The sequence below is a fragment of the Streptomyces sp. NPDC015345 genome (genome assembly GCF_043078805.1).
Lineage (GTDB): Bacteria > Actinomycetota > Actinomycetes > Streptomycetales > Streptomycetaceae > Streptomyces.
Genome location: NZ_JBIBTX010000002.1, coordinates 774,401 through 797,991 on the forward strand (window position 1 = coordinate 774,401; position 23,591 = coordinate 797,991).

The 23,591-nt window shown below is 72.4% G+C and carries 28 protein-coding genes and 1 riboswitch; of the genes, 18 read left to right on the forward strand and 10 right to left on the reverse strand.

Going from position 1 to position 23,591, the window contains the following annotated elements; all coding sequences use genetic code 11:
* Positions 1–23 precede the first annotated feature (23 nt).
* A complete protein-coding gene (locus ACF062_RS09700; protein WP_392137216.1) occupies positions 24–932 on the forward strand; it encodes a DMT family transporter in 909 nt (302 codons plus the stop codon).
* A gap of 120 nt (positions 933–1,052) precedes the next feature.
* The gene (locus ACF062_RS09705; RefSeq protein WP_223777714.1) at positions 1,053–1,472 is read left to right on the forward strand and encodes a ribonuclease domain-containing protein; all 420 of its coding nucleotides are present in this window, start codon (positions 1,053–1,055) and stop codon (positions 1,470–1,472) included.
* 27 nt (positions 1,473–1,499) lie between these two features.
* Here ACF062_RS09705 and ACF062_RS09710 read toward each other — a convergent pair whose 3' ends face one another.
* Positions 1,500–1,706: a hypothetical protein gene (locus ACF062_RS09710; protein WP_392137217.1), complete on the reverse strand. Its 207-nt coding sequence runs from the start codon at positions 1,704–1,706 to the stop codon at positions 1,500–1,502.
* Between the two features lie 168 nt (positions 1,707–1,874).
* Between ACF062_RS09710 and ACF062_RS09715 the strand changes: the two genes are divergently transcribed.
* The 3 genes from ACF062_RS09715 to ACF062_RS09725 all read left to right on the forward strand — a co-directional run bounded on the left by ACF062_RS09715 (position 1,875) and on the right by ACF062_RS09725 (position 4,285).
* Complete coding sequence (locus tag ACF062_RS09715) at positions 1,875–3,110, forward strand: sensor histidine kinase (protein WP_392137218.1); 1,236 nt, start codon at positions 1,875–1,877, stop codon at positions 3,108–3,110.
* Positions 3,107–3,778 carry a response regulator gene (locus tag ACF062_RS09720; RefSeq protein WP_392137219.1) on the forward strand — a complete coding sequence of 224 codons (672 nt, stop codon included), beginning with the start codon at positions 3,107–3,109 and terminating at the stop codon, positions 3,776–3,778. The genes ACF062_RS09715 and ACF062_RS09720 overlap by 4 nt, the downstream gene beginning before the upstream one ends.
* Before the next feature lie 69 nt (positions 3,779–3,847).
* The gene (locus ACF062_RS09725) at positions 3,848–4,285 is read left to right on the forward strand and encodes a PaaI family thioesterase (protein WP_392137220.1); all 438 of its coding nucleotides are present in this window, start codon (positions 3,848–3,850) and stop codon (positions 4,283–4,285) included.
* A gap of 15 nt (positions 4,286–4,300) precedes the next feature.
* Here ACF062_RS09725 and ACF062_RS09730 read toward each other — a convergent pair whose 3' ends face one another.
* Positions 4,301–5,305, reverse strand: a complete 1,005-nt coding sequence (locus tag ACF062_RS09730) for a Gfo/Idh/MocA family oxidoreductase (RefSeq protein WP_392137221.1) — start codon at positions 5,303–5,305, stop codon at positions 4,301–4,303.
* A gap of 172 nt (positions 5,306–5,477) precedes the next feature.
* Between ACF062_RS09730 and ACF062_RS09735 the strand changes: the two genes are divergently transcribed.
* The 6 genes from ACF062_RS09735 to ACF062_RS09760 all read left to right on the forward strand — a co-directional run bounded on the left by ACF062_RS09735 (position 5,478) and on the right by ACF062_RS09760 (position 11,255).
* Positions 5,478–6,215: a GntR family transcriptional regulator gene (locus tag ACF062_RS09735; RefSeq protein ID WP_392137695.1), complete on the forward strand. Its 738-nt coding sequence runs from the start codon at positions 5,478–5,480 to the stop codon at positions 6,213–6,215.
* A 205-nt stretch (positions 6,216–6,420) separates the two neighbouring features.
* Positions 6,421–7,410 carry a sugar ABC transporter substrate-binding protein gene (locus tag ACF062_RS09740; RefSeq protein ID WP_392137696.1) on the forward strand — a complete coding sequence of 330 codons (990 nt, stop codon included), beginning with the start codon at positions 6,421–6,423 and terminating at the stop codon, positions 7,408–7,410.
* Positions 7,407–8,480 carry an ABC transporter permease gene (locus tag ACF062_RS09745; protein ID WP_392137222.1) on the forward strand — a complete coding sequence of 358 codons (1,074 nt, stop codon included), beginning with the start codon at positions 7,407–7,409 and terminating at the stop codon, positions 8,478–8,480. The genes ACF062_RS09740 and ACF062_RS09745 overlap by 4 nt, the downstream gene beginning before the upstream one ends.
* Before the next feature lie 8 nt (positions 8,481–8,488).
* Complete coding sequence (locus ACF062_RS09750; RefSeq protein WP_392137697.1) at positions 8,489–9,304, forward strand: ATP-binding cassette domain-containing protein; 816 nt, start codon at positions 8,489–8,491, stop codon at positions 9,302–9,304.
* Between the two features lie 193 nt (positions 9,305–9,497).
* Positions 9,498–10,655, forward strand: a complete 1,158-nt coding sequence (locus ACF062_RS09755; protein ID WP_392137223.1) for an ROK family glucokinase — start codon at positions 9,498–9,500, stop codon at positions 10,653–10,655.
* Entirely contained in the window at positions 10,656–11,255 is a 600-nt protein-coding gene (locus ACF062_RS09760; protein WP_392137224.1) for a sugar kinase, read from the forward strand.
* A 22-nt stretch (positions 11,256–11,277) separates the two neighbouring features.
* Here the strand turns inward: ACF062_RS09760 and ACF062_RS09765 are convergent, their stop codons facing one another.
* Positions 11,278–12,231, reverse strand: coding sequence for an ornithine cyclodeaminase family protein (locus ACF062_RS09765; protein WP_392137225.1), 954 nt, complete (start codon positions 12,229–12,231; stop codon positions 11,278–11,280).
* Between the two features lie 90 nt (positions 12,232–12,321).
* Complete coding sequence (locus ACF062_RS09770; protein WP_392137698.1) at positions 12,322–12,948, reverse strand: flavin reductase family protein; 627 nt, start codon at positions 12,946–12,948, stop codon at positions 12,322–12,324.
* 147 nt (positions 12,949–13,095) lie between these two features.
* On the opposite strand from ACF062_RS09770, the gene ACF062_RS09775 reads away from it, so the two are divergent.
* From ACF062_RS09775 to ACF062_RS09785, 3 genes are all read left to right on the forward strand, one after another.
* Positions 13,096–13,899 carry an ArsR/SmtB family transcription factor gene (locus ACF062_RS09775; protein ID WP_392137226.1) on the forward strand — a complete coding sequence of 268 codons (804 nt, stop codon included), beginning with the start codon at positions 13,096–13,098 and terminating at the stop codon, positions 13,897–13,899.
* The gene (locus tag ACF062_RS09780; protein WP_392137699.1) at positions 13,896–14,441 is read left to right on the forward strand and encodes an AAA family ATPase; all 546 of its coding nucleotides are present in this window, start codon (positions 13,896–13,898) and stop codon (positions 14,439–14,441) included. The genes ACF062_RS09775 and ACF062_RS09780 overlap by 4 nt, the downstream gene beginning before the upstream one ends.
* Before the next feature lie 154 nt (positions 14,442–14,595).
* On the forward strand, positions 14,596–15,105 hold the full coding sequence (locus tag ACF062_RS09785; RefSeq protein WP_392137227.1) for a hypothetical protein: 510 nt from the start codon (positions 14,596–14,598) through the stop codon (positions 15,103–15,105).
* On the opposite strand, the gene ACF062_RS09790 is transcribed toward ACF062_RS09785, so the two are convergent.
* The 4 genes from ACF062_RS09790 to ACF062_RS09805 all read right to left on the reverse strand — a co-directional run bounded on the left by ACF062_RS09790 (position 15,089) and on the right by ACF062_RS09805 (position 19,736).
* On the reverse strand, positions 15,089–15,961 hold the full coding sequence (locus tag ACF062_RS09790; RefSeq protein WP_392137228.1) for a cytochrome c oxidase assembly protein: 873 nt from the start codon (positions 15,959–15,961) through the stop codon (positions 15,089–15,091). The two genes, ACF062_RS09785 and ACF062_RS09790, sit on opposite strands and share 17 nt — an antisense overlap.
* Before the next feature lie 41 nt (positions 15,962–16,002).
* On the reverse strand, positions 16,003–16,497 hold the full coding sequence (locus tag ACF062_RS09795) for a DUF2243 domain-containing protein (protein WP_392137229.1): 495 nt from the start codon (positions 16,495–16,497) through the stop codon (positions 16,003–16,005).
* Positions 16,498–17,197: 700 nt separating this feature from the next.
* Complete coding sequence (locus ACF062_RS09800; RefSeq protein ID WP_392137230.1) at positions 17,198–18,874, reverse strand: ABC-F family ATP-binding cassette domain-containing protein; 1,677 nt, start codon at positions 18,872–18,874, stop codon at positions 17,198–17,200.
* Between the two features lie 280 nt (positions 18,875–19,154).
* Positions 19,155–19,736: a TetR/AcrR family transcriptional regulator gene (locus tag ACF062_RS09805; RefSeq protein ID WP_392137231.1), complete on the reverse strand. Its 582-nt coding sequence runs from the start codon at positions 19,734–19,736 to the stop codon at positions 19,155–19,157.
* A gap of 70 nt (positions 19,737–19,806) precedes the next feature.
* Here ACF062_RS09805 and ACF062_RS09810 point away from each other — a divergent pair, with 70 nt between their 5' ends.
* Positions 19,807–20,700, forward strand: a complete 894-nt coding sequence (locus tag ACF062_RS09810) for an NADP-dependent oxidoreductase (protein WP_392137232.1) — start codon at positions 19,807–19,809, stop codon at positions 20,698–20,700.
* 116 nt (positions 20,701–20,816) lie between these two features.
* Entirely contained in the window at positions 20,817–21,365 is a 549-nt protein-coding gene (locus ACF062_RS09815; RefSeq protein WP_392137233.1) for a phosphatase PAP2 family protein, read from the forward strand.
* A 91-nt stretch (positions 21,366–21,456) separates the two neighbouring features.
* Here the strand turns inward: ACF062_RS09815 and ACF062_RS09820 are convergent, their stop codons facing one another.
* Both ACF062_RS09820 and ACF062_RS09825 read right to left on the reverse strand, forming a co-directional pair.
* A complete protein-coding gene (locus ACF062_RS09820; RefSeq protein WP_223777736.1) occupies positions 21,457–21,717 on the reverse strand; it encodes a GlsB/YeaQ/YmgE family stress response membrane protein in 261 nt (86 codons plus the stop codon).
* A gap of 204 nt (positions 21,718–21,921) precedes the next feature.
* The gene (locus tag ACF062_RS09825; RefSeq protein ID WP_392137234.1) at positions 21,922–22,644 is read right to left on the reverse strand and encodes a transglycosylase SLT domain-containing protein; all 723 of its coding nucleotides are present in this window, start codon (positions 22,642–22,644) and stop codon (positions 21,922–21,924) included.
* 3 nt (positions 22,645–22,647) lie between these two features.
* Positions 22,648–22,812: riboswitch (cyclic di-AMP (ydaO/yuaA leader) on the reverse strand.
* Between the two features lie 218 nt (positions 22,813–23,030).
* Between ACF062_RS09825 and ACF062_RS09830 the strand changes: the two genes are divergently transcribed.
* A complete protein-coding gene (locus ACF062_RS09830) occupies positions 23,031–23,303 on the forward strand; it encodes a hypothetical protein (RefSeq protein ID WP_392137235.1) in 273 nt (90 codons plus the stop codon).
* A gap of 125 nt (positions 23,304–23,428) precedes the next feature.
* The gene (locus ACF062_RS09835; RefSeq protein WP_392137236.1) at positions 23,429–23,551 is read left to right on the forward strand and encodes a hypothetical protein; all 123 of its coding nucleotides are present in this window, start codon (positions 23,429–23,431) and stop codon (positions 23,549–23,551) included.
* The last annotated feature ends 40 nt before the right edge of the window (positions 23,552–23,591 follow it).

A 23,591-nucleotide genomic window follows, 5' to 3' on the forward strand; every position in this document is an offset into this window, starting at 1 on the left:
GCACCCATTGGAGACCGCGCCCCGTGTCGACGCTCGCCGCCCCCGTCACGCTCACCCCGCGCAGCGCCTGGCGCACCGATCTGCCCGTACTGCTCGTCGCCGTGGTGTGGGGCGCCAGCTACCTCACCGCCAAGGGCATCACGACGACGCACACCGTCGTCGCCGTCCTCGTCCTGCGGTTCGCCGTGGTGCTGCCCCCGCTCGTGGTGACGGGGTGGCGGTCGCTGCGCGCGCTGACCGGCGCCCAGTGGCGCGGGGGCGGGATCCTCGGGCTGATCCTCGGTGGCATCTTCCTCTTGGAGACGTACGGGGTCGTCCACACCTCGGCGACCAACGCGGGCCTCATCATCAGCCTCACCATGATCTTCACGCCGCTCGCGGAGGCCGCCGTGCGGCGTACCCGGCCGCCGCGCGCGTTCCTCGCGGCGGCCGGGCTCTCCGTGCTCGGCGTGGTCCTGCTGACCCAGGGCGGCGGCTTCACCCGGCCCTCGGCCGGTGACCTGCTGATCCTCCTCGCGGCCCTCGCCCGTACGGTCCACGTCCTGGCCATGTCCCGCGTCAAGGCCGTGCGCGACGCCGACTCGCTCTCGCTCACCACGGTCCAACTCGGCTCCGCCGTCGCGGTGTTCGCCGTGCTCGCCGCCATGGGTACGGGGCGGTCGCCGTGGTCCGTCGCCGTGGGCTTCGGCGCGCGGGAGTGGGCGGGGCTGCTCTTCCTCTCCGTCTTCTGCACGCTCTTCGCCTTCTACGTGCAGATGTGGGCGGTACGCAGGACTTCGCCCTCCCGGGTCAGCCTGCTGCTCGGCACGGAACCGCTGTGGGCCGCGGCGGCCGGCATCGCGCTCGGCGGTGAACGGCTCGGTGCGGTGGGGGTGTTGGGCGGGGCGCTGGTTCTCGTCGGGACGAGCTGGGGGCGTACGGCCCTGCGATGAAGGACCGTCCCCGGCGAACGAGCGGTCCGCGTGAACGGCCGGGCCGGAAAAGTTAACTCGCGGAGAATTTCGTGCACTTGACGTTGACACGCCAACCTCTACGCGCGTCACACTGGTCCCATGCGAATCCCCCCACGAATGCTCGGTGTCACCGCACTCGCCGCCGCCCTGCTCTTCGGCGGCCCCGTCGCCGCGTCCGCGAGCGCGGCCCCCGCCACCCCCGTCGCCTCCGCGTCGTCGTACTCCGTCACCGCGGTCGGCGACATCTGCTACTCCGCGCTGCCCTCCCAGGCGCACGACACCCTCGACCTGATCGAGGCGGGCGGCCCCTACCCGTACCCGCAGGACGGCACCGTCTTCCAGAACCGCGAGGGTGAGCTGCCGCGGCAGAGCTCCGGCTACTACCACGAGTACACGGTCGTCACGCCGGGCTCCGACGACCGCGGCGCCCGCCGCATCGTCACCGGCGAGAAGAGCCAGGAGGACTACTACACCGCCGACCACTACGCCTCGTTCGACCTGGTGGACTACGGCTGCTGAGGCCCGGCCGGGCCACACGGCGCACGGTCAGCCCGCCTTCCCGCTCTCCGCGGCGGCGAACAGCGCGACCGCCAGCACGATCATGGTGATGCTCGCGAACAGCTCGTAACTCTCCAGAAAGCCGAAGCGCCTCAGCAGGCCCCAGCCGTACCGCTCGTCGGTGAGGTCGTGGACCACGCCGCCGGCGCCTTGGACCAGCAGGAGAAAACCGAGAAATTCCAGAAGCCGCTTCATGGACGAGATCCTCGCCCCGCGTCTCGCCCCCGCACATCGGCCGCGGGGCGAGGATCCGCCCGGTGGCCGGGTCCGAAAGTCGGGGACCGCCGCGCCTTTGGTCGACGATCACGCGCCGGGGCCGTGCACGGCCGTCCCGGCCGCCGCCGGTGCGTAGATTTGTCGGTCATGAGCGGTACTGAGCCCACGCGGCACCCCGGGAGGCCCTGGGCGCTGCCCTCCACCATCGCCCGCGAGTTCGACCCCGGCGGCGCGGGGCGCCGGGGGCGGCGGACCGTACGCGACTGGTTCGCCGACTTCTCCTGCTTCGCCGCGGCCGTCCTCCTCGGGATGGCCGGCGCCGACGCCATCAGCGCCAACCCGCACGTCTCCGAGGACCTCGCCGACCTCGACCAGGTCGTCGGGGCGCTGGCCTGCGCCGCGGTCTGGCTGCGCAGACGTTGGCCGCTCGGTCTCGCCGTCGCCATGGTGCCGGTCGCCCTGGTCTCCGACACGGGAGGCGGCGCGGCGGCCGTCGCCCTGTTCACCCTCGCCGTGCACCGGCCCTTCCGCTACGTCGCCTGGGTCGGCGCCGCCTCGATCGCGATGATCCCCTTCGCGTACTGGATGCGCCCGGACGCCGAGATGCCGTACGGGGTGTCGCTCGCCTTCGGGGTGCTGATGTCCCTGACGGTCATCGGCTGGGGCATGTTCGTACGCTCCCGCCGCGAGCTCCTGCTCAGCCTGCACGACCGGGCTCTGCGCGCCGAGAACGAGGCCTCCCTCCGCGCCGAACAGGCCCAGCGGCTCGCGCGCGAGGCCATCGCCCGCGAGATGCACGACGTCCTCGCGCACCGCCTCACCCTGCTCAGCGTCCACGCGGGCGCCCTGGAGTTCCGCCCCGACGCGCCCCGCCCGGAGGTCGTCCGCGCGGCGGGCGTCATCCGGGAGAGCGCCCACGAGGCCCTCCAGGACCTGCGCCAGGTGATCGGCGTCCTGCGCGGCGGCGACACCGACGCCCCGGGCCGCCCGCAGCCCACGCTCGCCGCCCTCGACGCGCTGGTCGCCGAGTGCCGCGAGGCGGGCATGAAGGTCGTCCTCGACAGCCGCGTCACGGACCCCGACGCCGTGCCCGCCGCCCCCGGCCGCACCGCGTACCGCATCGCGCAGGAAGCCCTGACCAACGCCCGCAAGCACGCCCCCGGCGCCGAGGTCACCGTCACCGTCACGGGCGCGCCCGGCGAAGGCCTGACGATGACCGTGCGCAATCCCGCGCCGCCCGGTGACGTACCGAAGGTCCCCGGCTCCGGGCAGGGCCTCATCGGCCTCGCCGAACGCGCCTCGCTCGCGGGCGGCAGGCTCGGTCACCGCGCCTTGCCCGGCGGCGGATTCCACCTGGAGGCATGGCTACCGTGGGCGTCATGAAACCGATCAGGCTGCTCCTCGTCGACGACGACCCGCTGGTGCGCGCCGGGCTCTCCTTCATGCTCGGCGGCGCGGACGACATCGAGATCGTCGGCGAGGCGGGCGACGGCACCGAGGTCGCCCCGCTGGTCGGTGAAGTCCGGCCCGATGTCGTCCTGATGGACATCCGCATGCCGACGATGGACGGCCTCGCCGCCACGGAGGCGCTGCGCAAGCGCCCCGGCGCCCCCGAGGTCATCGTCCTGACCACCTTCCACGCCGACGAACAGGTGCTGCGGGCCCTGCGGGCGGGCGCGGCCGGTTTCGTCCTGAAGGACACGGCGCCCGCGCAGATCGTCGCGGCGGTCCGCGCGGTCGCCGCGGGCGAGCCGGTCCTCTCCCCGACGGTCACCCGGCAGCTGATCTCGCAGGTGAGGAGCGACGATCCCCAACTGGACCGCAAGCGGCGGGCGTTGGCGCGGCTGGAGCTGCTCGGCGAGCGCGAGCGCGAGGTCGCCGTGGCGGTGGGCCGGGGCGGCTCGAACGCGGACATCGCGGCCCAGCTGTTCCTGAGCGTCGCGACGGTCAAGGCCCATGTCTCCCGCATCCTCACGAAGCTGGACCTCAACAACCGGGTGCAGATCGCCCTGTTGGCGCACGATGCGGGGCTGCTGGACGGGGAGGGCTGAGGGCGGGGGGCGGCTGGGGGCTGAGGGGCTCCCTCGCCGGGCGGCCGGTGACGGTGGTAATAGTCCTGCATGACTGAGACACCGCCCGAGCCCATCGACCTCGCCATGGCCCGGAAAGTCCTGGACGCCCAGCCGTTCAGCCGGCTCGTGCGGGCGCGCATCACGCGGTTCGGCGAGGGCGCGGCCACCCTGGAGATCGGCGCCCGCGAGGAGTTGCGGCAGCAGAACGGCTTCCTGCACGGCGGCGTCCTCGCCTACGCCGCCGACAACAGCATCACGTTCGCCGCGGGCACCACCCTCGGCCCGGCCGTGCTGACCTCCGGGTTCTCCATCCAGTACGTCCGCCCGGCGACCGGGGCCAAGCTCGTCGCCCACGCCGTCGTCGTACACACGGGCCGACGTCAGGCGGTGGTCCGGTGCGAGCTGTTCAGCGAGAGCGAAGAGGGCGGCGAGGACGCGCGGACCCTGTGCGCCATCGCCCAGGGGACCGTGCTCTCCACGGCCTGACGGCAAGGCGGTGCCTCACCCCGTGGCGATCTCCGTCATCGCCACCGGCCGCCGCTCCCGCCGCGACCGTTCGCACGCCTCCGCGATCCGCAGCGCGTGCAGCGCCTCGCGGCCGTCGCAGGGGTTCGCCCGCTCCCCTCGTACGACCTCGACGAAGGCGGCGAGCTCCGCCTCGTACGCGAGGGCGAAGCGCTCCAGGAAGCCGGGCCACGGCTTGTCCGGCGCGGGCGGGCCCGCCGGTTCGGCGGAGGTCAGGGGCGTGCGGTCGTCCAGGCCGACCGCCAACTGGTCGAGCTCACCGGCGAGTTCCATGCGTACGTCGTAGCCCGCGCCGTTGAGCCGGGTCGCCGTCGCCGTGGCGAGCGTGCCGTCGTCGAGGGTGAGGACCGCCGCCGCGGTGTCCACGTCGCCCGCCTCGCGGAACATCGCGGGGCCCGCGTCGGAGCCGGTCGCGTACACCTGCGTCACCTCGCGCCCCGTCACCCAGCGCAGCACGTCGAAGTCATGGACCAGGCAGTCGCGGTAGAGGCCGCCGGACAGCGGGAGGTACGCGGCCGGGGGCGGCGCCGGGTCCGAGGTGATCGCGCGCACGGTGTGCAGCCGCCCGAGCCGGCCCGCCCGCACCGCCTCGCGCGCCTTCGCGTACCCCGCGTCGAAGCGCCGCTGGAAGCCGAGCTGGAGCACCGTGCCCGCGGCCTCGACCTCGGCGAGCGCGGCCAGCGTGCCCGGCAGGTCGAGCGCGATGGGCTTCTCGCAGAACACCGGGAGTCCGGCCCGCGCCGCCCGGCCGATCAGCTCGGCGTGGGCCGCGGTCGCCGCCGTGATCACCACGGCGTCCACCCCGATGGTGAAGACGTCGTCCACCGAGGGCGCGGGCACTGCCCCGGTCCGCGCGGCGAGTCCGGCCGCCCGCACCGGGTCCGCGTCGGCGACGACGAGCGATGTGACGTCGGGGTGACGGCTCAGGGCCGCCGAGTGAAATGTGCCGATACGGCCCGTTCCGATCAGTCCGATGCGCATGGGACCACCCTCCTCACAGCCGCCCCGCCCTGTCAATCCTTTGTCAGGACAATCGAACTGTCCGGACAACAGAACTTCAGAACTTCCCGTCATCATCTCCCGGGACTACGCTCGGCCTGTGTCCAAACCAGTCGCCAGATCAGCTCAGGGCGGTCGGGCCGACGACCCCACCGTGGCCCTCCGGCTCGGCGTCGACCGCAGCAGCCCGGTCCCGCTCTACTTCCAGCTCGCCCAGCAACTGGAAGCGGCGATCGAGCGCGGCGCCCTGACCCCGGGCAGCCTCCTCGGCAACGAGATCGACCTGGCGGGACGGCTCGGCCTCTCCCGGCCCACCGTCCGTCAGGCCATCCAGTCCCTCGTCGACAAAGGGCTGCTCGTGCGGCGCCGGGGCGTCGGCACGCAGGTCGTGCACAGCCAGGTCAAGCGTCCCCTGGAGCTCAGCAGCCTCTACGACGACCTGGAGGCGGCGGGGCAGCGCCCCGAGACCCGCGTCCTGCGCAACACCGTGGAGCCCGCGTCCGCCGAGGTGGCCGCGGCCCTCGCGGTGGCCGAGGGCGACGAGGTGCACCGCGTCGAGCGGCTGCGCCTGGCCCACGGCGAGCCCATGGCGTACCTCGTCAACCACCTGCCGACCGGCCTCCTCGACCTCGACACCGAGCGCCTTGAGGCCACCGGGCTCTACCGCCTGATGCGCGCCACCGGCCTGACCCTGCACAGCGCGCGGCAGTCCGTCGGCGCCCGCGCCGCCACCGAGGAGGAGGCCGGGCGCCTCGCCGAACCGCCGGGCGCCCCGCTGCTCACCATGCGCCGCACGACGTTCGACGACACGGGACGCGCGGTGGAGTTCGGCGCGCACGTCTACCGGGCGTCGCGCTACTCCTTCGAGTTCCAGCTCCTCGTACGGCCGTAGGCATGCCCCGTGCGGTCGTCAGAATGTTCTGACAAAGCCATTGACGCTGCCACACGCCCGCCGCTAGAACTCCCCCAACCGCGCTCGGGCGATCCGCGTGGTCGATACTTGGGCGGCTGGGGCCGGGGATCCGGACCGGCCGCACGGAGCAGTAGAGCTAGAAGGGCACGGCGTCGTGACTAGGGTGAAGACAGGGGTACGAGCGGTGGGCGCCGTGTTGGTGGCGGTGCTCGGTGTGACCGCGGGGCTGACCGGATGCAGCAGCACCGGCGGCAAGCGCGCGGAGGACGCCCGCAAGGCGGCAGCGGCGGGCGGCAGGGCCGCGGTGGACACGCCGCGCTGGACCTTCGGCATGGTCACGCACTCCGGTGACGGCGACACCTTCTGGGACATCGTGCGCAGCGGCGCCAAGCAGGCCGCGGTCAAGGACAACATCAAGTTCCTGTACGCCCACGACGACGAGGCCCAGCAGCAGGCCCAGCTCGTCGACTCGTACATCGACAAGAAGGTCGACGGGATCATCGTCACGCTGGCCAAGCCCGACGCGATGAAGGGCGCCATGGCCCGCGCGGAGAAGGCCGGCATCCCGGTGATCACGGTGAACTCCGGATCGGCGGAGTCCAAGAAGTTCGGCGCGCTCACCCACATCGGCCAGGACGAGACGATCGCGGGCGAGGCCGTCGGCGAGGAGCTCAACAAGCGCGGCAAGAAGAAGGCGCTGTGCATCCTGCACGAGCAGGGCAACGTCGGCCATGAGCAGCGCTGCGAGGGCGCCAAGAAGACCTTCGACGGCACGATGCAGAACCTGTACGTGACCGGCACCAACATGCCGGACGTCCAGTCCTCCATCGAGGCCCGCCTCCAGACCGACAAGTCGATCGACGCCGTGGTCACCCTCGGCGCCCCCTTCGCGGACACCGCCGTGAAGGCCGCGGACAGCGCGGGCAGCAAGGCCGAGGTCGACACCTTCGACCTCAACGAGAAGGTCGCCGCCGGTCTGAAGTCCGGCGACCTCGGCTTCGCCGTCGACCAGCAGCCCTACCTCCAGGGCTACCAGGCCGTCGACCTGCTCTGGCTGTACAAGTACAACGCCGATGTGCTCGGCGGCGGCCGGCCCGTCCTGACCGGGCCCCAGATCATCACCAAGGACCAGGCCGCCGAGCTCGAGGAATACGCGAAGCGAGGGACCCGATGACCGCCCCGGCCCCGGCCCCGGCTCCGGCCCCGTCCCCGGCTCCGGACACCAAGAGCGACGAGCGCCTCCTGAAGACCTCGCCGCTGAAGAGGCTGCTCGGCCGCCCCGAGCTCGGCTCCGTCGTCGGCGCCGTCGCCGTCTTCGTCTTCTTCTCGATCGTCGCGGACAGCTTCCTCCAGGCCACCAGCCTCGCCACGGTGCTGTACGCCGCCTCGACCCTCGGCATCATGGCGGTGCCGGTGGCGCTGCTGATGATCGGCGGCGAGTTCGACCTCTCGGCGGGCGTCCTCGTGACGACGTCCGCGCTGATCTCCTCGATGTTCAGCTACCAGATGACGGCGAATGTCTGGGTCGGCGTGCTCGTCTCGCTCGTCGTCACCCTCGCGGTCGGCGTCTTCAACGGCGTCATGCTGACCCGCACCGACCCGCCGAGCTTCATCATCACGCTCGGTACGTTCCTGATGCTGACCGGCATGAACCTCGGCTTCACCAAGCTGATCAGCGGCACGGTCTCCACGAAGTCGATCGCCGACATGGAGGGCTTCACCTCCGCCAAGGACGTCTTCGCCTCCACGATCACCATCGGCGGCGTCGACTTCAAGATCACCATCGTCTGGTGGCTCGCCCTGATCGTGGTCGCCACCTGGATCCTGCTGCGCACCCGCGTCGGCAACTGGATCTTCGCGGTCGGCGGCGGCGAGGACGCGGCCCGCGCGGTCGGCGTCCCGGTCGCCGCCACCAAGATCGGCCTCTACATGGGCGTCGCCTTCGGCGCCTGGATCTCCGGCCAGCACCTGCTGTTCAGTTACGACACCGTGCAGTCCGGCGAGGGCGTCGGCAACGAACTGATCTACATCGTCGCGGCCGTCATCGGCGGCTGCCTCATCACCGGTGGCTACGGCTCCGCGGTCGGCGCGGCCGTCGGCGCGCTGATCTTCGGCATGGTCAGCAAGGGCATCGTGTTCGCCGAGTGGGACTCCGACTGGTTCAAGTTCTTCCTCGGCGTGATGCTGCTCCTGGCCACCCTGCTCAACCACTGGGTCCGCAAGCGGGCGGAGGCGACGAAGTGACCACGGACATCACGAAGACGGACGCGGCCCCCGAGGACGGGCGCACGCCGCTCGTGGAGCTCGCCGACGTCAGTAAGTACTACGGCAACATCCGCGCCCTCGAGGGTGTCTCCCTGGAAGTGCACGCGGGGGAAATCTCCTGCGTGCTCGGTGACAACGGCGCCGGCAAGTCCACCCTCATCAAGATCATCGCGGGTCTGCACCGGCATGACTCCGGCAGCTTCACGGTCGAGGGCGAGGAGACCCGGCTCGCCAACCCGCGCGAGGCCCTGAACCGTGGCATCGCCACCGTCTACCAGGACCTCGCCGTGGTCCCGCTGATGCCGGTCTGGCGGAACTTCTTCCTCGGCTCCGAGCCGACGAAGGGCGTCGGCCCCTTCAAGCGCCTGGACGTCGACTTCATGCGGGAGACGACCCGCGCGGAGCTGCTGCGCATGGGCATCGACCTGCGCGACGTGGACCAGCCCATCGGCACCCTCTCGGGCGGCGAGCGCCAGTGCGTGGCGATCGCGCGGGCCGTCTACTTCGGCGCGAAGGTGCTCGTCCTCGACGAGCCGACCGCCGCGCTCGGCGTCAAGCAGTCCGGCGTCGTCCTGAAGTACGTGGCCGCGGCGCGGGACCAGGGCCTCGGAGTGGTCCTGATCACGCACAACCCCCACCACGCCTATCTGGTCGGCAACCGCTTCGTGCTCCTGAAGCGGGGTGTGATGTCGGGCTCGTACGCCCGCGAAGAGATCAGCCTCGATGATCTGACCCGCGAGATGGCGGGCGGCAGCGAACTGGATGACCTCCGTCACGAGCTGGAGGGCCGCGAGGCCCCGTAAGGGGCGCGGGGAACTGCGCGCTCAGCCCGAGAGAAGCCGCAGTCGCGTCTGCCGAGGTCCGCGCAGACGCGACTGCGGCCTTTCCGTGGCCGGCCGCGCAGTTCCCCGCGCCCCTCCGGGCGCGCCCCTTACGGGGCGCACACCCCGTAGCCCGTTGTGCGCGCCCCCACGAGCGTGAGGCAGAATCGCCGCAATGAGCACCTACCGCGACCTCGCGCACCGCGGCTCCGCACGAGCCACCGTCCTGCGGACCGTGGGCACGCGCGAACGCCGATCCCTCCTGACGGCCCCCCGCGTCAACACCGTCGGCATCGACATCGGCGGCACCAAGGTGATGGCGGGCGTCGTCGACCCCGACGGCAACATCCTGGAGACGCTCCGCACGGAGACCCCGGACAAGTCCAAGAGCCCCCGCGTCGTCGAGGACACCATCGTCGAGCTGGTCCTGGACCTCTCCGACCGGCACGATGTGCACGCGGTCGGCATCGGCGCGGCCGGCTGGGTCGACGCGGACCGCAACCGCGTCCTGTTCGCCCCGCACCTGTCCTGGCGCAACGAACCGCTCCGTGACCGCATCTCCGGCCGCCTCGCGGTCCCCGTCATGGTGGACAACGACGCCAACACCGCCGCCTGGGCGGAGTGGCGCTTCGGCGCGGGCCGCGGCGAGGACCACCTCGTCATGATCACGCTCGGCACCGGCATCGGCGGCGCCATCCTGGAGGACGGCCAGGTCAAGCGCGGCAAGTTCGGCGTCGCCGGTGAGTTCGGGCACATGCAGGTCGTCCCCGGCGGCCACCGCTGCCCCTGCGGCAACCGCGGCTGCTGGGAGCAGTACAGCTCCGGCAACGCGCTGGTCCGCGAGGCCCGCGAGCTCGCCGCCGCCGACTCCCCGGTGGCGTACGGCATCATCGACCGCGTCAAGGGCAATGTCCCCGACATCACGGGCCCCCTCATCACCGAGCTGGCCCGCGAGGGCGACGCGATGTGCGTCGAGCTGCTCCAGGACATCGGCCAGTGGCTGGGCGTCGGCATCGCGAACCTCGCGGCGGCCCTCGACCCGTCCTGCTTCGTCATCGGTGGCGGCGTCAGCGCGGCCGACGACCTCCTGATCGGCCCGGCCCGCGACGCCTTCCGCCGCCACCTCACCGGCCGCGGCTACCGCCCCGAGGCCCGCATCGCCCGCGCCCAGCTGGGGCCCGAGGCGGGCATGGTGGGCGCCGCCGACCTGGCCCGCCTGGTGGCCCGCCGCTTCCGCCGCGCCAACCGCCGCCGCGTCGAGCGCCACGAGCGCTACGAGCGCTACGCCGAGGCCCGCCGCACCGACGACCGCACTTCCCAGGGAACCCCGTAGATGACCGTCCCCCGCCAGCCCACGCCCCCGGACCTCCCCGGCGCGCCCGAGCCGGGCCGCGGCGGCGGCAGGACCGAGGACCGCCGCCACATGATCCGCCGCCGCTGGCTGACGGCGACGATCATCGTGCTCCTCATCGGCATCCCCGCCGGATACCTGGTGATCTCCGCGAACCAGAGCCGCAACAGCGGCCGCGACAAGGAGGACAAGTACTCCGCGACCGGCCTCACCGAAGGCTGGCCCTCCAGGGTGCAGCGCCGCCTGTACGACGTGCCGATCCCGCCGTACTCGGCGGAAGTCGCCTACTACGAGACGAACAACTGGCGCACCAGCCGCCTCTACGTCCAGTTCCTGACGAGCAACAAGGGCCTGGACAAGTTCCTCAAGCAGATCGGCACGAGCAGCGACAAGCTGGAGCCGAAGAACATCACCATCAGCAAGCGCGACCAGAAGGTGGTCGGCTGGGAGTTCACGGGCCCCGGCCCCTGGTCGGGACTGACCCACGAACAGAAGGACCCGGTACCGACGCTGGACGTGGTGGTGGACCGCGCGAACGCCCAGCACCCGATGGTGTACGTGGTGTCGACGACGACGCCCTGACGACCGCGCGGCACGGCCTTCCTCACCCGGCGGCCGCCCACCCCTCATACACGGCCGCCGCCACCCCCAGGTCCTCCCACGCCATCCCCGCCGACTTGAACAACCGCGGACGGTCCTCCGCGGGCTTCGTCTCGCCTCGGACGAGGGCGGTCAGGGTGTGGAGGCGGGGCATGGTGAAGGTGCCCTCGGCGGCTGCGAGCAGGAGGTCGCCGCATTCGCGTGCCGCCACCTCGCGGGACTCCGCCACCACCGTGGCGCGGCCCACGAGCGCGGCGTCGACCTCGCGGGCGTCCGGTTCGTGCGAGCCGACCGCGGCGACCGTCGCGTGGTCGGGGAGCAGGGTGCCGTCGAAGAGCGGGGTGCGTGCCGTGGTGCAGCAGCAGACCACGTCCGCTCGGGCCACGTCGTCGGGGGCCGCCGCGGCCGCCGAGAGGCCCTCGGCGCGGCAGCGGTCGACGAAGGCGGCCACCCGCCGGGCGTTGCGGGCGACCACGTCGACGTGGCGCAGTCCGGGCCGCACCGCGCGCACCGCCTCCACATGTCCCCACGCCTGCGGCCCCGTTCCGAAGACCAGCAGGCGCCGTGCCTCCGGGACCGCCAGGTGCCGGATCGCCACGCCGGACACCGCGGGGGTGCGCAGCGAGGTCAGCGCGATGCCGTCGAGGAGCGCCAGGGGAGTGTGCGTCGTGCCGTCCAGCAGGACGTACAGCCCCTGGATGCGGGGGAGGCCGCGCTCCGCGTTGCCCGGCGTCACGGTGGCGATCTTCACGCCCGTGTACGACGCCGTCGCCGACGGCATCAGGAGCAGCTGGCCCCCGGGTACGTCCACGACACCGCGCGCCGGTTCCGCCTCGGGGTCGAGGCCCGACAGGAGGACCGCCTCCAACGCGTCGATCGCGGCGGACATCGGGACGAGCCGGGAGATGGCCGCGGCATCGAGGTGGGGCGGGGCGGGGGTCGGCGTCCGGTCAGTCATGCGGTTCCTCACGTGCGGGCGGTGTGCGGGATGCGTCCCGCTCGGCCAGCCTGCCCGGACGAGAGCGCCGCGGCACGTGCGGCCCCGCGTTCAGGACCCCGTACCCGCGGTCTGTGAGCGGAAGCCGTGGCCGAGTTCCGGGCGTGCGAGGCCGAAGTAGTGCCGGAAGCTGTAGATCAGCGGGCTCCAGGCGGCCGGGTCGACGTGCTGGGTGCCGGGGACCACCACCGAGGCGACGGCGTGGACCCGTACGACGTCGCACTCGACGATCCGGAAGCCGCCGTCGGGCCCGGCCGGCGTGATGGTCCGCACGGTGGCCTCCAACTGGAGCGGGCACTCGGCGACACGGGGCGGTCCGACGGCCTCCGAACCCTGCGGGCTGAGCCCGGCGGCGGCGAACTTGTCCGCCTCGTGACGGTAGAACTCCCGCTTGGCGGGCGGCACGGGGTCCGCGCCCGTGAGCGGGGCGAGGCGTTCCACCGCCGCCCACAGGTCGGACGGGGGCAGATTGACGACCACCTCCCGGCGCTCGGCGAGATTGGCGGCGGTACGGCTCTCGGCCCCCAGGCCGAGGACGACCGTGTGGCCGAGCGCCCAGGCCGAGGAGATCGGGGCGAGGTTCGCCGTGCCGTCCGGGTTCAGGGTGGTCAGCAGGGCGACGGGCGTGCCGAAGTACAAGATGCTGGGGGTGATGGTCACGTGGTCGGTGCCGGCCATTCCCGCGGTGGGTGCGGAGCCCGCGGTGGGCCCGGCGTCCTTCGCGGCCGTGATCGTGGTTGCGGTCGTGGTTGCGGTCATGGGCCAGACGCTAGGGCGCCCGGACTTCGGTCGGCGCCGAAGCATCGACCGGTCAGACTGGTTCCCATGAGCCAGTTCCCGTCCTCCGGTCCGGCAGCGGACAGCGTCATCGGCCCCGATCTCGCTTCCCTGGCCGGTCTGCTCGCCGACCGCACCCGGGCCGCGATGTGCCTGGCCATGCTCGACGGACGCGCCTGGACCGCCACCGAACTGGCCCGGCTCGCCGGGGTCGCCCCCTCCACGGCCACCGGCCACCTCCACCAACTGGTCGCGGGAGGACTGCTGACGCAGGAGCGGCGGGGACGGCACCGGTATCTGCGCCTCGCCGGGCCCGACACCGCTGAGATGATCGAGAGCCTGGCCTCCCACGCCCCGCTGCGCGCCACCCCCGTCCGCTCACTGGCCGACGCCCACCGGCGCCGCGCCCTGGCGCACGCGCGGACCTGCTACGACCACCTCGCGGGCACGGTCGCCGTCGCCATCACCGAGGCCATGACCCGACGCGCCCTGCTTGACTGGGACTTCGGGCCCTCGCTCACGGAGGCCGGCCGGGCCTGGCTGCGCGAGCTCGGCGTCGACGACCACCCCGCGCACGGCTCCCGCCGCGCCCACGTCCGCACCTGCCTCGACTGGACGGAACGCCGCCCGCACCTCGCGGGAGCGGTGGGTGCCGCCCTCTTCCGGCACGCCCTCGACCACGGCTGGCTCACCCGCAAGGGCACGACCCGCGTCATCACGCTCACCGACACCGGGCGCTCCGCACTGCGCGAGCGGCTCGGTCTCACCCTGCAACCGCCGGGCGCGCGGCCCGCGTCCGTATCGCCCGAGGAGTCGGCACCATGCCGCGGCACAGGGGGAGCAGCGCGTTGATCGTCTGGGTGAACGGTGCGTTCGGCAGCGGAAAGAGCACGCTGGTCGAGGAGTTGAGGCCGCGCTGGCCTCAAGCACTGGTCTACGACCCGGAGATGACCGGCTTCGTGCTGCGGAAGATCGTGGAGGTGCCGACCGGTGACTTCCAGGATCTGCGGTTGTGGCGGCGGCAGGTCGCCGAGCTGGCGGTGGGGCTGGTCGAGGAGTACCGCCGTCCGGTCCTCGTCCCCATGACCCTGGTCGACCCCGGCTACGTCGGTGAGATCTTCGGCGCACTGGAGGACGCGGGCATCGACGTCCGCCACTTCTTCCTCCAGGTCCCCCGTGAGGTCCTGGAGAAGCGGATCGACGGACGGGTCTTCTTCCCCGACGACCCCGAGCGCGAGGCGGCCGTCCGGCGCTGGGCCAAGGGCAGGATCGAACCGTGCCTGGCGGGGGCCGCCACCCTGCCCGGCGGCACGGTGTTCCTGGACGGCGAACTGACCCCGCGGGAGCTGGCCGACCGGGTGCTGGCCCGGGTCGGAGTCGGCGAAGGGCGCTGAGCGCGCCGGGAACGCCGGCCGAACCCGGTCACGCCTGCCGACGGGTGACACCGCGCGACCAGGCGGGTGATCCTTGCGGCCATGTCACTACCCGCGGCGCCCCGCCGGAGTTGAGGTGGGCTCGTTCCACTCCCCCCACTCCTGGAGGTTCCCCTTGCCGCGCACCCGTTCCCGTACCCGGCTGTTCCGTGCCGGTGTGCTCACCGCCGCTTCCGCGATGCTGGCGGGCACCGCCCTGGCCGGCACCGCCGGGGCGGCCCCCAAGCCCGAGGCCAAGGACGACGTGAAGGTGCTCGACTGGCTGGCGGTCAAGCAGTCGGACAGCAGGCCGGAGCACGCGCGTGTCGGCGCCGACTGGACCATCCACTCGCACCTGTACACCAACCGCAAGGGCCACCCCGGCAAGAAGATCGGCGACGCCTCGGCGCACTGCAGCGTGGTCGACGTGACGCGCAAGGGCTACGTGTCCCTGTGCCACCGGGTGCTGCGGACCGACAAGGGCGGCATCAGCCTGAGCGACACCATCGACCACTTCGGCCCGCTGCCGCACGGCGGCTACTCGAAGGTCACCGGCGGCACGGGCAAGTACCGCGAGGCCGAGGGCCAGGCCGAGATCACCATGCGGCACGACATCGCGCGGTACCGCATCATGCTCGACGACTGACCGCAGGCCCGCCACGGGCGTGAGCCAGTCTCCGGTTCGTCTGCCGGGGCCCCGCCGGGGTCCCGGCAGCGTGCTGTCCGGCGGCCTCCGGTACCCGCGGCCCGCGGCGGCGCAGCGCGCGGCCGGTGGCGGCGTACCACTGGGCGGCGAGCACGGTGGCGAGGGCGGTCTCGACGAGGTCGCCGCCGTAGTACATCAGCCGGGCGGCGGTGTGGACGTCGTCGGCGGTGAAGCCGGTGCCCGGCGGGGGAGCGGCGTAGAGGGTCTTGGCGAGGACGGCGTGGGCCCAGCCGGCCGCGAGCAGGGTGGTGCCGCGCCAGGCGAGGCCCCACCGGTGGCGGACCGGATCGAGCCGGCAGACGGCGAAGGCGAACAGCAGCCCGGCCGCCAGGACATGGACGTGCACGGCGGCGCCGAGCAGCGGCCGGTGGTGGGCGGCGGCCAGCAGCGGTGTGCGGTGGAGCAGCCACAGCCCGCCGATGTCCAGGAGGGCGGCCAGGGGCGGGAACAGCAGCCAGGTGGCGGGCCGGGAATGCGCGACGGTCAGCAGGGCGCGGCGGGCCCGGCCGGGCGGCAGGGCGCGCAGGACGAGCGTGAGGGGGCGGGCCAGGACCATCAGCAGCGGGGCGGCCATGGCGACGACGAGATGCTGCACCATGTGGGCGGTGAACGGCCCGCCGGGCAGCGTGCCGACGAAGGCGTGGGCGAGGGCGGCGCCGCCCGCGGCGAAGGAGGCGTCCCGGTGCCGGGGCCAGGCGTCGCCGCGTCGGCGCAGCCGGGCGGCGGCCGCCAGATAGGCGAGTACGAGCGTCAGCGCGGCCACGGCGACGACGGCCCCGAAGGCTCCGGCTCCCAAGAGCCCGGCACCGCCGTGACCGGGGTGGGCGTGGGCCGGGATCACGCCGCCGACCGGTCCCGGTCGCGGCGGCGGGCGCGCACGGTCAGGGCGGCGCCGACGAGGAGCAGGACGAGGCCGGTGACGTTCCACGCCCAGTCGTAGGGGGTGACGTCGACGCCGTAGCGGACCTGGTGCAGGCGCAGCAGCTTGTGGTCGACGATCCCGTCGAACAGCTGGAAGACGCCCAGGCCGAGGAAGAACCCGGCCCAGGCGTGCGCGACGGACAGGGCGCGGCGCCTGCGGAGATCGGCGAAGAGGAAGAACCCGGCGACCAGGGCGAGCAGCTCGCCGGTGTGCAGCAGTCCGTCGGACAGCAGGCCGATGCCCGGGGTGGAGCGGTCGTAGAAGTGGTGCCAGTGGAGGATCTGGTGGAAGACGATCTCGTCCAGGGCGGCCATCACCGCCACCCCGATCAGCGCGGACACCGCCAGCGACCGCTCCGGTCGTGGGCGGACACCGCTGGGGCCGGGCGGGACCGGTCGGCTGCTGGTCATCGCGGCTGGATCTCCTGACGGGCTGAGAACACGTGCGGTTCGGGTGCGCTACGTGTACCCGCGTGGGTCCTCACGAGCCCGTCCGGTGCCGCATCCGGGTGAGGCGCCACGGCCATGATTGTTGGCGTGCGGGCAGACGGGCGGACGTGGGCGCAATAGCCTGGAGTGGGGCCGCCGTGACGGCCCGTCGGGGCGGCCGCCGCCTCTTCGGGGTGACGACGGCCGCCGGGCGCGTAAGGAGTGAGGCTCCCCCTCGTCAGCTCCTCACGCGGTGCCCTCCAAGGGGAGGAGGCGGGAGGTCTTCCTCCACCGGAGGGCGGGCTGGAGCCGTGTCGTCGGCGGTACGGCTCCAGCTGGCCGCTGGACATCCGGACGGCGCCGGGCCGGGGGAACGGCAGGCGGGAAGGGATGCCGGTGCGGTCACGGAGCTTCATCCCAACTCCGGGACGAGGATAACGCGTTGGCCCCTGGAGCGGAACACGCCGTGACCTGCGCTTCCCATGAGAGCGGAGGGACGAGACCGGGTGGTTCCGCCGGGGGATGGCCGGTGAGACGGGGAGCGAACCGCCGTTCCCTCGACGTGCGTTGGGCAGTCGACCACGCCGGAGCCACCGGCGGGATCGGAGGGCGGGGGTTCACAGCGGCCCGTTCCGCGGGCCCCGCGGCCCGCTGTCCGGGAACCTCCACCCTCCTCTCCCCCTCAGACCGGGTGCAACCCCGCCCCGCCCGCCTCCAGGCGCAGCCGCGGCCAGTCGGCGAGGTCCCGCAGCAGTTGCCGGTCGTGCGTCGCGACGACGACGGCGGCGCTCGTGGCGCGGATCGCCTCCGTCAACTCGTCGACCAGCGTGGACGACAGATGGTTGGTCGGCTCGTCGAGCAGGATCAGGCCGGGCCGCCCGGCCAGTGCCAGCGCCAGGTCCAGACGCCGCCGCTGCCCCTGCGACATCCGTCCGACCGGGGTGCGCATCGCGTCGGAGTCCAGCAGCCCGAGCGATCCGAGCGGCACGGCGTCGGCGTCGCGGAGCACCCCGCGGGCCACCAGGCGCCCCACGTGACGGGCGTGTGCCTCGCGGGCGGTGAGTCCCGGTTCCTGCTCGGCGGTCTCCTGGGAGATCCGGACGATCCGTGCCCCCTGCGCCGGCCGGACGTATCCGTCCGTCGGTTCGAGGGCGCCCGCGAGAACCGCGAGCAGCGTGGACTTCCCGGCCCCGTTCGGTCCCGTGACGAGCAGCCGGTCGCCGCCGTCGATGGTGAGGTCGACGGGACCGGCGAGCCGCCCTTCGACCGCTACGCCGTGCGCCCGCAACTGCGGTGCGCCCGGCCGGATTTCGAGGTCCGGCCACCGCAGGGCCGGCGGCGGCGTGGGCACGTCGACGCGGTGGGCGTCCAGCGCGTGCTGCTGCCGGTGCAGGGCCTGCACGACACCCGGCGCACGGGACTGGCGCTGGTGCTTGCCGGTGCCCTTGTCGGGCCGCCAGCCGGTGGAGAGCCGGTCGCGGGCCTTCGACACCGCGTCCTGTAGACGCCGGTGCTCGGCCTGCTGCTCCTCGTGGTCCTGCTCCCAGCGCTCGCGCTCCCGCCGCCGGGCGTCCTGCCAGGCGTCGTACCCGCCGGCGTACAGTCGTGCTCTCCCGTCGCGGGTCGGGTCGAGGTCGAGGAAGCGGTCCGCGACGTCGCGCAGCAGCGCCCGGTCGTGGCTGACGACGGCGAGGCCCCCGTCGTGCTCGCGCAGCCTGCGGGTCAGGAAGGCGAGCCCGCCGGCGTCGAGGTGGTTGGTCGGCTCGTCCAGCAGAAGGACGTCGTGCCGCGCGCCGAGCAGGCACGCGAGGCGGACCCGGTAGCGCTGCCCGACCGACAGCGTCGTCAGGGGGCGGTCGCGATCGGCGCAGGCGCCGAGGGCTTCGAGGGCGACGTCGACGCGGCGTTCGGCGTCCCACGCGTCGAGCCGGGTGGCGGCGTCGAGCGCGGCGGCGTAGCGGTCGTCGGCGGCGGGGGCGCCATCGGCCAGGGCGCGGGTCGCCTCGTCCAGCGCGCCGAGCGCCGCGAGCGACGCGGCCAGCGCCTCGGACGTCAGGGTGCCGACGGTCTCGCCGTCCCGCGCGGAGAGCTCCTGCCGGGCCAGGCCGATCGTGCCGGTGCGGTGCACGGTGCCCTCGTCGGGCGTGAGCAGGCCGGCGAGGACGTGCAGCAGCGTCGTCTTGCCGCGGCCGTTCTCGCCGACGACGGCGATCCGGGACCGGGCGGAGACGGTGACGGATACGTCGTTCAGGACGCGCCTGGATCCGCGGGTGACGGTGACGCCGTCGGTACGGAGATGCGCGCCGCTGCCCGCTTCGACGGGCAGGGACATGGCCTCGGGGGCCGAGGTGGGGTTCAAGGGATGCTCCGCAGCTCGCAGTGGAGCCGGGCAACGCAAAAAGGCCGCCCGGCGGGAACCGGGACGGCGAGCGCGGATTCAGCAGAGTGAAGGCGCCGCCGTCAGCGGGCGGAGCGGACCTTCTGCGACCAGATACCTCGTGCCATAACTGTCAGGGTAACAGCGGCGGGTCAGGACGGCAGGTCTGGTCGGGCGTCCAGGCGGCAGGTCTGGCCGGGCGCCCGGTCGGCAGGCTGGTCGGAGGTCCGGTCGGCGGCTTCGGCCGGCACCGCGTCGCCGCTCATGCAGCGAGGCCCGCGGCCTCCCAGGCCGCCTCGATCATCCGGAAGACCTCGTCCACCGCGGCCTGCGGATCGGCCGCCTCACGGGCCAGCGAATGGGCGTCGATCACGAACCTCGCGATCGTCCGGCACGCCGTGGTGTCCGGCGGCAGGCCGAGGTCGGCGGCGATGGCCGCCGCCAGCGACTCCGCGTGGCGCAGCCGCATCGACTCCTCGTACTGCCGCAGGGCGGGCGAGGTGTCGATCATGCGCCAGATCGGCGCGACGCTGTCCGCCGTGCAATGCCGCACCATGTCCCGCATCTCGTGGCGCAGCACGGGGATGAGCGGCTCCCGCGGCGCCCGGCCGGTGACCGCCCGCGCCAGACGGTGCTCGAAGTCCTCGTCCTGCTCGAACACCAGGGCCTCTTTCGAGGCGAAGTGGGAGAAGACCGTGGTGACGGCCACGTCGGCCTCGGCGGCGACATCGCGGATGCCCACCGCCTCGTATCCGCGCTCCAGGAAGAGCCGCAGGGCGGTCTCAGCGATCTTCTGACGGGTCGCGGCCTTCTTGCGCTCACGACGTCCGGGCGGCACGGTCATCCGCTGATGCTAACAAATGCGAAGACATAACCGTTCCAAAACACTAACCGTTAGTGTTACGTTCCTTCGTATGAAGAGAATCAGCTTCGCCGAGTTCGGCGGTCCGGACGTCCTGCGGCTCGTGGACGCCGAGGAGCCCCATGCGGGCCCCGGTCAGATACGCATCGCCGTGCGGGCGGCGGGCGTGAACCCCGTCGACTGGAGGATCCGTGAAGGCCAGATCCTGGGGGCCCACCCGACCGAGTTGCCCGCGGGAGTCGGCCTGGACGCCGCCGGGGTGGTGGACGAGGTCGGCGAGGGCGTCGAAGGAGTCGAGGCCGGCGACCACGTCTTCGGGGAAGGCTCGGACACCTATGCCGAGTTCGCCGTGCTGTCGGCCTGGGCCCGTATGCCCGAGGGGCTGACATTCGAGGAGGCGGCCGGTTACCCCTCCGTGGTGGAGACCGCGCTGCGCGTCATCCGCGAGGTCGGTGTGCGGTCCGGGCAGACGCTGCTGGTCAGCGGCGCGTCCGGGGGAGTCGGGTCGGCGGTCCTCCAGATCGCCCGCGACCGGGGCATCGCCGTGATCGGCACGGCGGGGGCCGCGAACCAGGACTATCTGCGCGGCCTGGGTGCCCGCGCCACGACGTACGGCGAGGGCTGGGTGGAGCGGGTGCGGCGGCTCGGCCCTGTCGACGCGGCTCTGGACCTGGCCGGATCGGGCGTCATCCGCGAACTCGTCGAGCTGACCGGGGACCCGCGGAAGGTGCTCTCGATCGCCGATCTCGGCGCGCCGGAGTTCGGTGTCCGGTTCTCCGGCGTGGCCGGGAGCGTGCCGGAAGCGCTCGTCGAGGCCGCCGGCCTCATCTCGCGGGGCAAGCTCCACATCCCGGTCGAGAAGTCGTACCCGCTCGCCGATGCCGCGGCGGCACACGTCGACAGCCAGGCCGGTCACACCCGTGGGCGCCGGGTCCTGATCGTCTGAGTCCTGATCGCCGCGGGCCCGACCGGCTCGGCCAGTCGGCCTCACGTGACCGGACCGGTCGGCCTCAAGTGATCAAGAGCTGCGTATCTTCCGGCGTTACGGGATACCTGGTGCGCATGAAGTTGCTGACGGTTGTGAGTGAGGTCGATCGAGTGGTGACGCAGCAGGTGGCCCGGCGCGTCGCGCCAGGTGTGGGCAAGGTGCTCTCCGGGGTGGAGGAGGCGGCGGAGAGCACGAAGCTGTGGTGCGGGGCCGCCGTCGCGATGGCGTGCCTGGGCGGGTGGCGCGGCCGTACCGCGGCCGTGGCCGGTCTCGCCGCCATGACGGTGGCGCAGCTGGCGTCGAACGGCGTGTGCAAGCAGCTGGCCGACCGGCCCCGGCCGCCCAAGGAGTGGTTCCCGCACGACGAGGCCGACGACCGGCCCGACTCCTCCTCCTTCCCCTCCGGGCACACCGCGGCGGCGGTGGGATTCACCGCCGCCGTCCTTCCCGCCTGGCCGGCCGCCGGCCTCGTCTGCGCGGTACCGGCGGCGATGGTGTCGGTCGAGCGCGTGCAGAGCGGCGCCCACTACCCCAGCGACGTCGTCGCCGGCGCCGCCATCGGCCTGGCCGGCGCCTGGCTGGTCCGGCAGACTCCCCGCCTTGCCCTGCGCCACTGGACGTAGGAGACACGGGACGTCGGCACGAGCCGAGACGAAGGCCCCCGGCGCGGTGCGCCGGGGGCCTTCGCGGAAGGGGACGGGATGCAGGACGGGATCAAGCGTGTCGTCGGGCCCACAGAGGGGTGACGAAGGAGATGAGGACGGCTGCGACGCCGATCTGGAAGACGTGCCGGATCCAGTCGATGCCGCCGGTGTCGCGAACGCCGAAGGCGCTGGCGAGAGCGTTGCCGACCACGGCGCCCACGATGCCGAGGAGAACCGTCAGCCACAGGGGAATGGGCTGACGCCCCGGCAGAACGAGCTTGGCCAGCAGGCCGATGATGAGTCCCGCGATGATGGCCCAGAGGAACGACACGACAACTCCTTCGTTTACTTCTGTCTACGGTTCCGACTGTCTACGGTTCCGATCTTCGGTTCCGATCTTTCGGCTACCAACGTCCGCGTGCCCGGCAATCCGCGGCCCATTCCTCTCCCGTCCGCCCCGCCGCGCGGAACGGGCATGCCGTGAGCCCCGGCACACCACGTGTCCGGGGCTCACGGCATGTCAGAGAGGCGCGGTCTAGTACGGGCCGTTCACGTTGTCGATCGAGCCGTACCGGTCGGCCGCGTAGTTGCAGGCGGCGGTGATGTTGGCGACCGGGTCGTAGCTGTCCGTCGAGGTGCCGGGCACGTGGTACGCCTCGAAGGTGGGGGCGATCACCTGGAGGAGGCCCTTCGACGGGGTTCCGGCGACGGCGTTGGAGTCCCAGTTGTTGATGGCCCACGGGTTGCCGGAGGACTCGCGCATGACGTTGCGGTGGATTCCCTCGTACGTGCCGGGAATGCCGTGCTGCGCCATGATGTCGAGCGACTCCCGGATCCAGCCGTCGAGGTTGTCGCTGTAGGACTTCTTCGCCGGGGCGGCGGCGGTCTTGACGGAAGCCGGGGAAGCGGTCGCCTTCTTCGCGGGCTCGGCGGCGTTCTTCTTGCCGAGGGTGAGCTTGAGACCGGGGTGGATCAGCTTCGGGTCGTCACCGAGGACGTTGCGATTGTCCTCGTAGAGCTTTTTCCAGCCGCCGCTCAAGGAATGCTCCCGGGCGATCTTGGAAAGGGAGTCACCCGCGACGACTACGTGGGTGTTCGGGGCGGCGGCGGGCTTGACGGCCGCAGGGGCCTGAGCCGCGTGGGCGGCGGTCGCGCCGAGCACCGGCAGGACGAGCACGGCTCCGCCCGTTCCCGCGGCGGCGATGCCCCGGGTGAGCGAGCGGGACTTGGGACGGCGGTGCTTTCCCTTTGCAGGCATGACGAATTTCCTCTCCGTCGCCTACGAGGTGAGCTGTCGGGTTCGGACGGGAGATGTCCGGTCGCACTGGGCATGCGACTTCACCCCGAGCCGTTCCGGAAACCGGATCGGCGGCTTACCTGGTTCCCCCGCTCCTGCCGTGCGTGAGTGAGTAAGTGGGTGGGTGTAACGGCTTCCGGACAGCGGCAGGATTCGGCGTTCCATCCGGTTCGACGGTGACATTAAGCGAGAAAGGCCGGAGGTAACAAGGCGCGAATTCGCGGCGGCAATGCGAGAGGTCGGTTCGTGGAGATCAAATTCCCTTGGCCCTCTTTGATCCAAAACTCAACTCTCTGTCCGCAGAACGGGAATGCGCTCCGAGATCTTCGGCGCGTGCGGGAGTCGGCGTGACCCATTTCACGGAGAGGTGTGGATTAAATGCCGCTCGCCGCGTCAAATCGGGCATATTGCAACGCTCGATGATGCCGGTAGGCGGAGGTCGTGTGGAGGTGGATGTGGACGCGGATATGGAAAGAGCGGCCATTGCCGGAAAAGGGGTGGGCGGCTCGGCGGATCTGGGAGTTGACGATTCATCGGCCGCGTTTTCAGGCGGCCCGTTCGGCGGCCCGTTCCTTGATTCCGGCGAGCGCGGTGTCGAGCATCCGGTCGAACTCCGTTAGTGGCGGTACGCGTCGCGTCATCGTCCGGGGGCGACCGCCACCTCGGCGAGCACCGCCTCGGGCAGTCCCAACTCCGCGCCGTAGGTGGCGTGTTGGTGGTCCACGCGATCGAACAAGGAGGGCGTATGGGCGAGGTCACCGCACCGGAGCGGCCGCCGGGGCCGAACCGGCACGCCTCCCCGGGCACCGGCGTTCGCGTACTCCCGCCGCTCTACCGCATCAACTGCCGTACGGCGCAGGAAAAGTGACCGTCCACGCGGCGACGTCACGGCCCTTCGGTCTGGTGCG

Bases quoted from the DNA above. Each gene is read 5' to 3' on its own strand.
- ACF062_RS09805 (WP_392137231.1), bottom strand. From the start codon at position 19,736: ATGACCGTGCCGCCCGGACGTCGTGAGCGCAAGAAGGCCGCGACCCGT.
- ACF062_RS09745 (WP_392137222.1), top strand. From the start codon at position 7,407: ATGACCGCCCCGGCCCCGGCCCCGGCTCCGGCCCCGTCCCCGGCTCCG.
- ACF062_RS09810 (WP_392137232.1), top strand. From the start codon at position 19,807: ATGAAGAGAATCAGCTTCGCCGAGTTCGGCGGTCCGGACGTCCTGCGG.
- ACF062_RS09775 (WP_392137226.1), top strand. From the start codon at position 13,096: ATGAGCCAGTTCCCGTCCTCCGGTCCGGCAGCGGACAGCGTCATCGGC.
- ACF062_RS09730 (WP_392137221.1), bottom strand. From the start codon at position 5,305: ATGCGCATCGGACTGATCGGAACGGGCCGTATCGGCACATTTCACTCG.
- ACF062_RS09760 (WP_392137224.1), top strand. From the start codon at position 10,656: ATGACCGTCCCCCGCCAGCCCACGCCCCCGGACCTCCCCGGCGCGCCC.
- ACF062_RS09725 (WP_392137220.1), top strand. From the start codon at position 3,848: ATGACTGAGACACCGCCCGAGCCCATCGACCTCGCCATGGCCCGGAAA.
- ACF062_RS09710 (WP_392137217.1), bottom strand. From the start codon at position 1,706: ATGAAGCGGCTTCTGGAATTTCTCGGTTTTCTCCTGCTGGTCCAAGGC.
- ACF062_RS09720 (WP_392137219.1), top strand. From the start codon at position 3,107: ATGAAACCGATCAGGCTGCTCCTCGTCGACGACGACCCGCTGGTGCGC.
- ACF062_RS09705 (WP_223777714.1), top strand. From the start codon at position 1,053: ATGCGAATCCCCCCACGAATGCTCGGTGTCACCGCACTCGCCGCCGCC.
- ACF062_RS09715 (WP_392137218.1), top strand. From the start codon at position 1,875: ATGAGCGGTACTGAGCCCACGCGGCACCCCGGGAGGCCCTGGGCGCTG.
- ACF062_RS09795 (WP_392137229.1), bottom strand. From the start codon at position 16,497: ATGACCAGCAGCCGACCGGTCCCGCCCGGCCCCAGCGGTGTCCGCCCA.
- ACF062_RS09765 (WP_392137225.1), bottom strand. From the start codon at position 12,231: ATGACTGACCGGACGCCGACCCCCGCCCCGCCCCACCTCGATGCCGCG.
- ACF062_RS09755 (WP_392137223.1), top strand. From the start codon at position 9,498: ATGAGCACCTACCGCGACCTCGCGCACCGCGGCTCCGCACGAGCCACC.
- ACF062_RS09835 (WP_392137236.1), top strand. From the start codon at position 23,429: ATGGGCGAGGTCACCGCACCGGAGCGGCCGCCGGGGCCGAACCGGCAC.
- ACF062_RS09825 (WP_392137234.1), bottom strand. From the start codon at position 22,644: ATGCCTGCAAAGGGAAAGCACCGCCGTCCCAAGTCCCGCTCGCTCACC.
- ACF062_RS09770 (WP_392137698.1), bottom strand. From the start codon at position 12,948: ATGGCCGGCACCGACCACGTGACCATCACCCCCAGCATCTTGTACTTC.
- ACF062_RS09815 (WP_392137233.1), top strand. From the start codon at position 20,817: ATGAAGTTGCTGACGGTTGTGAGTGAGGTCGATCGAGTGGTGACGCAG.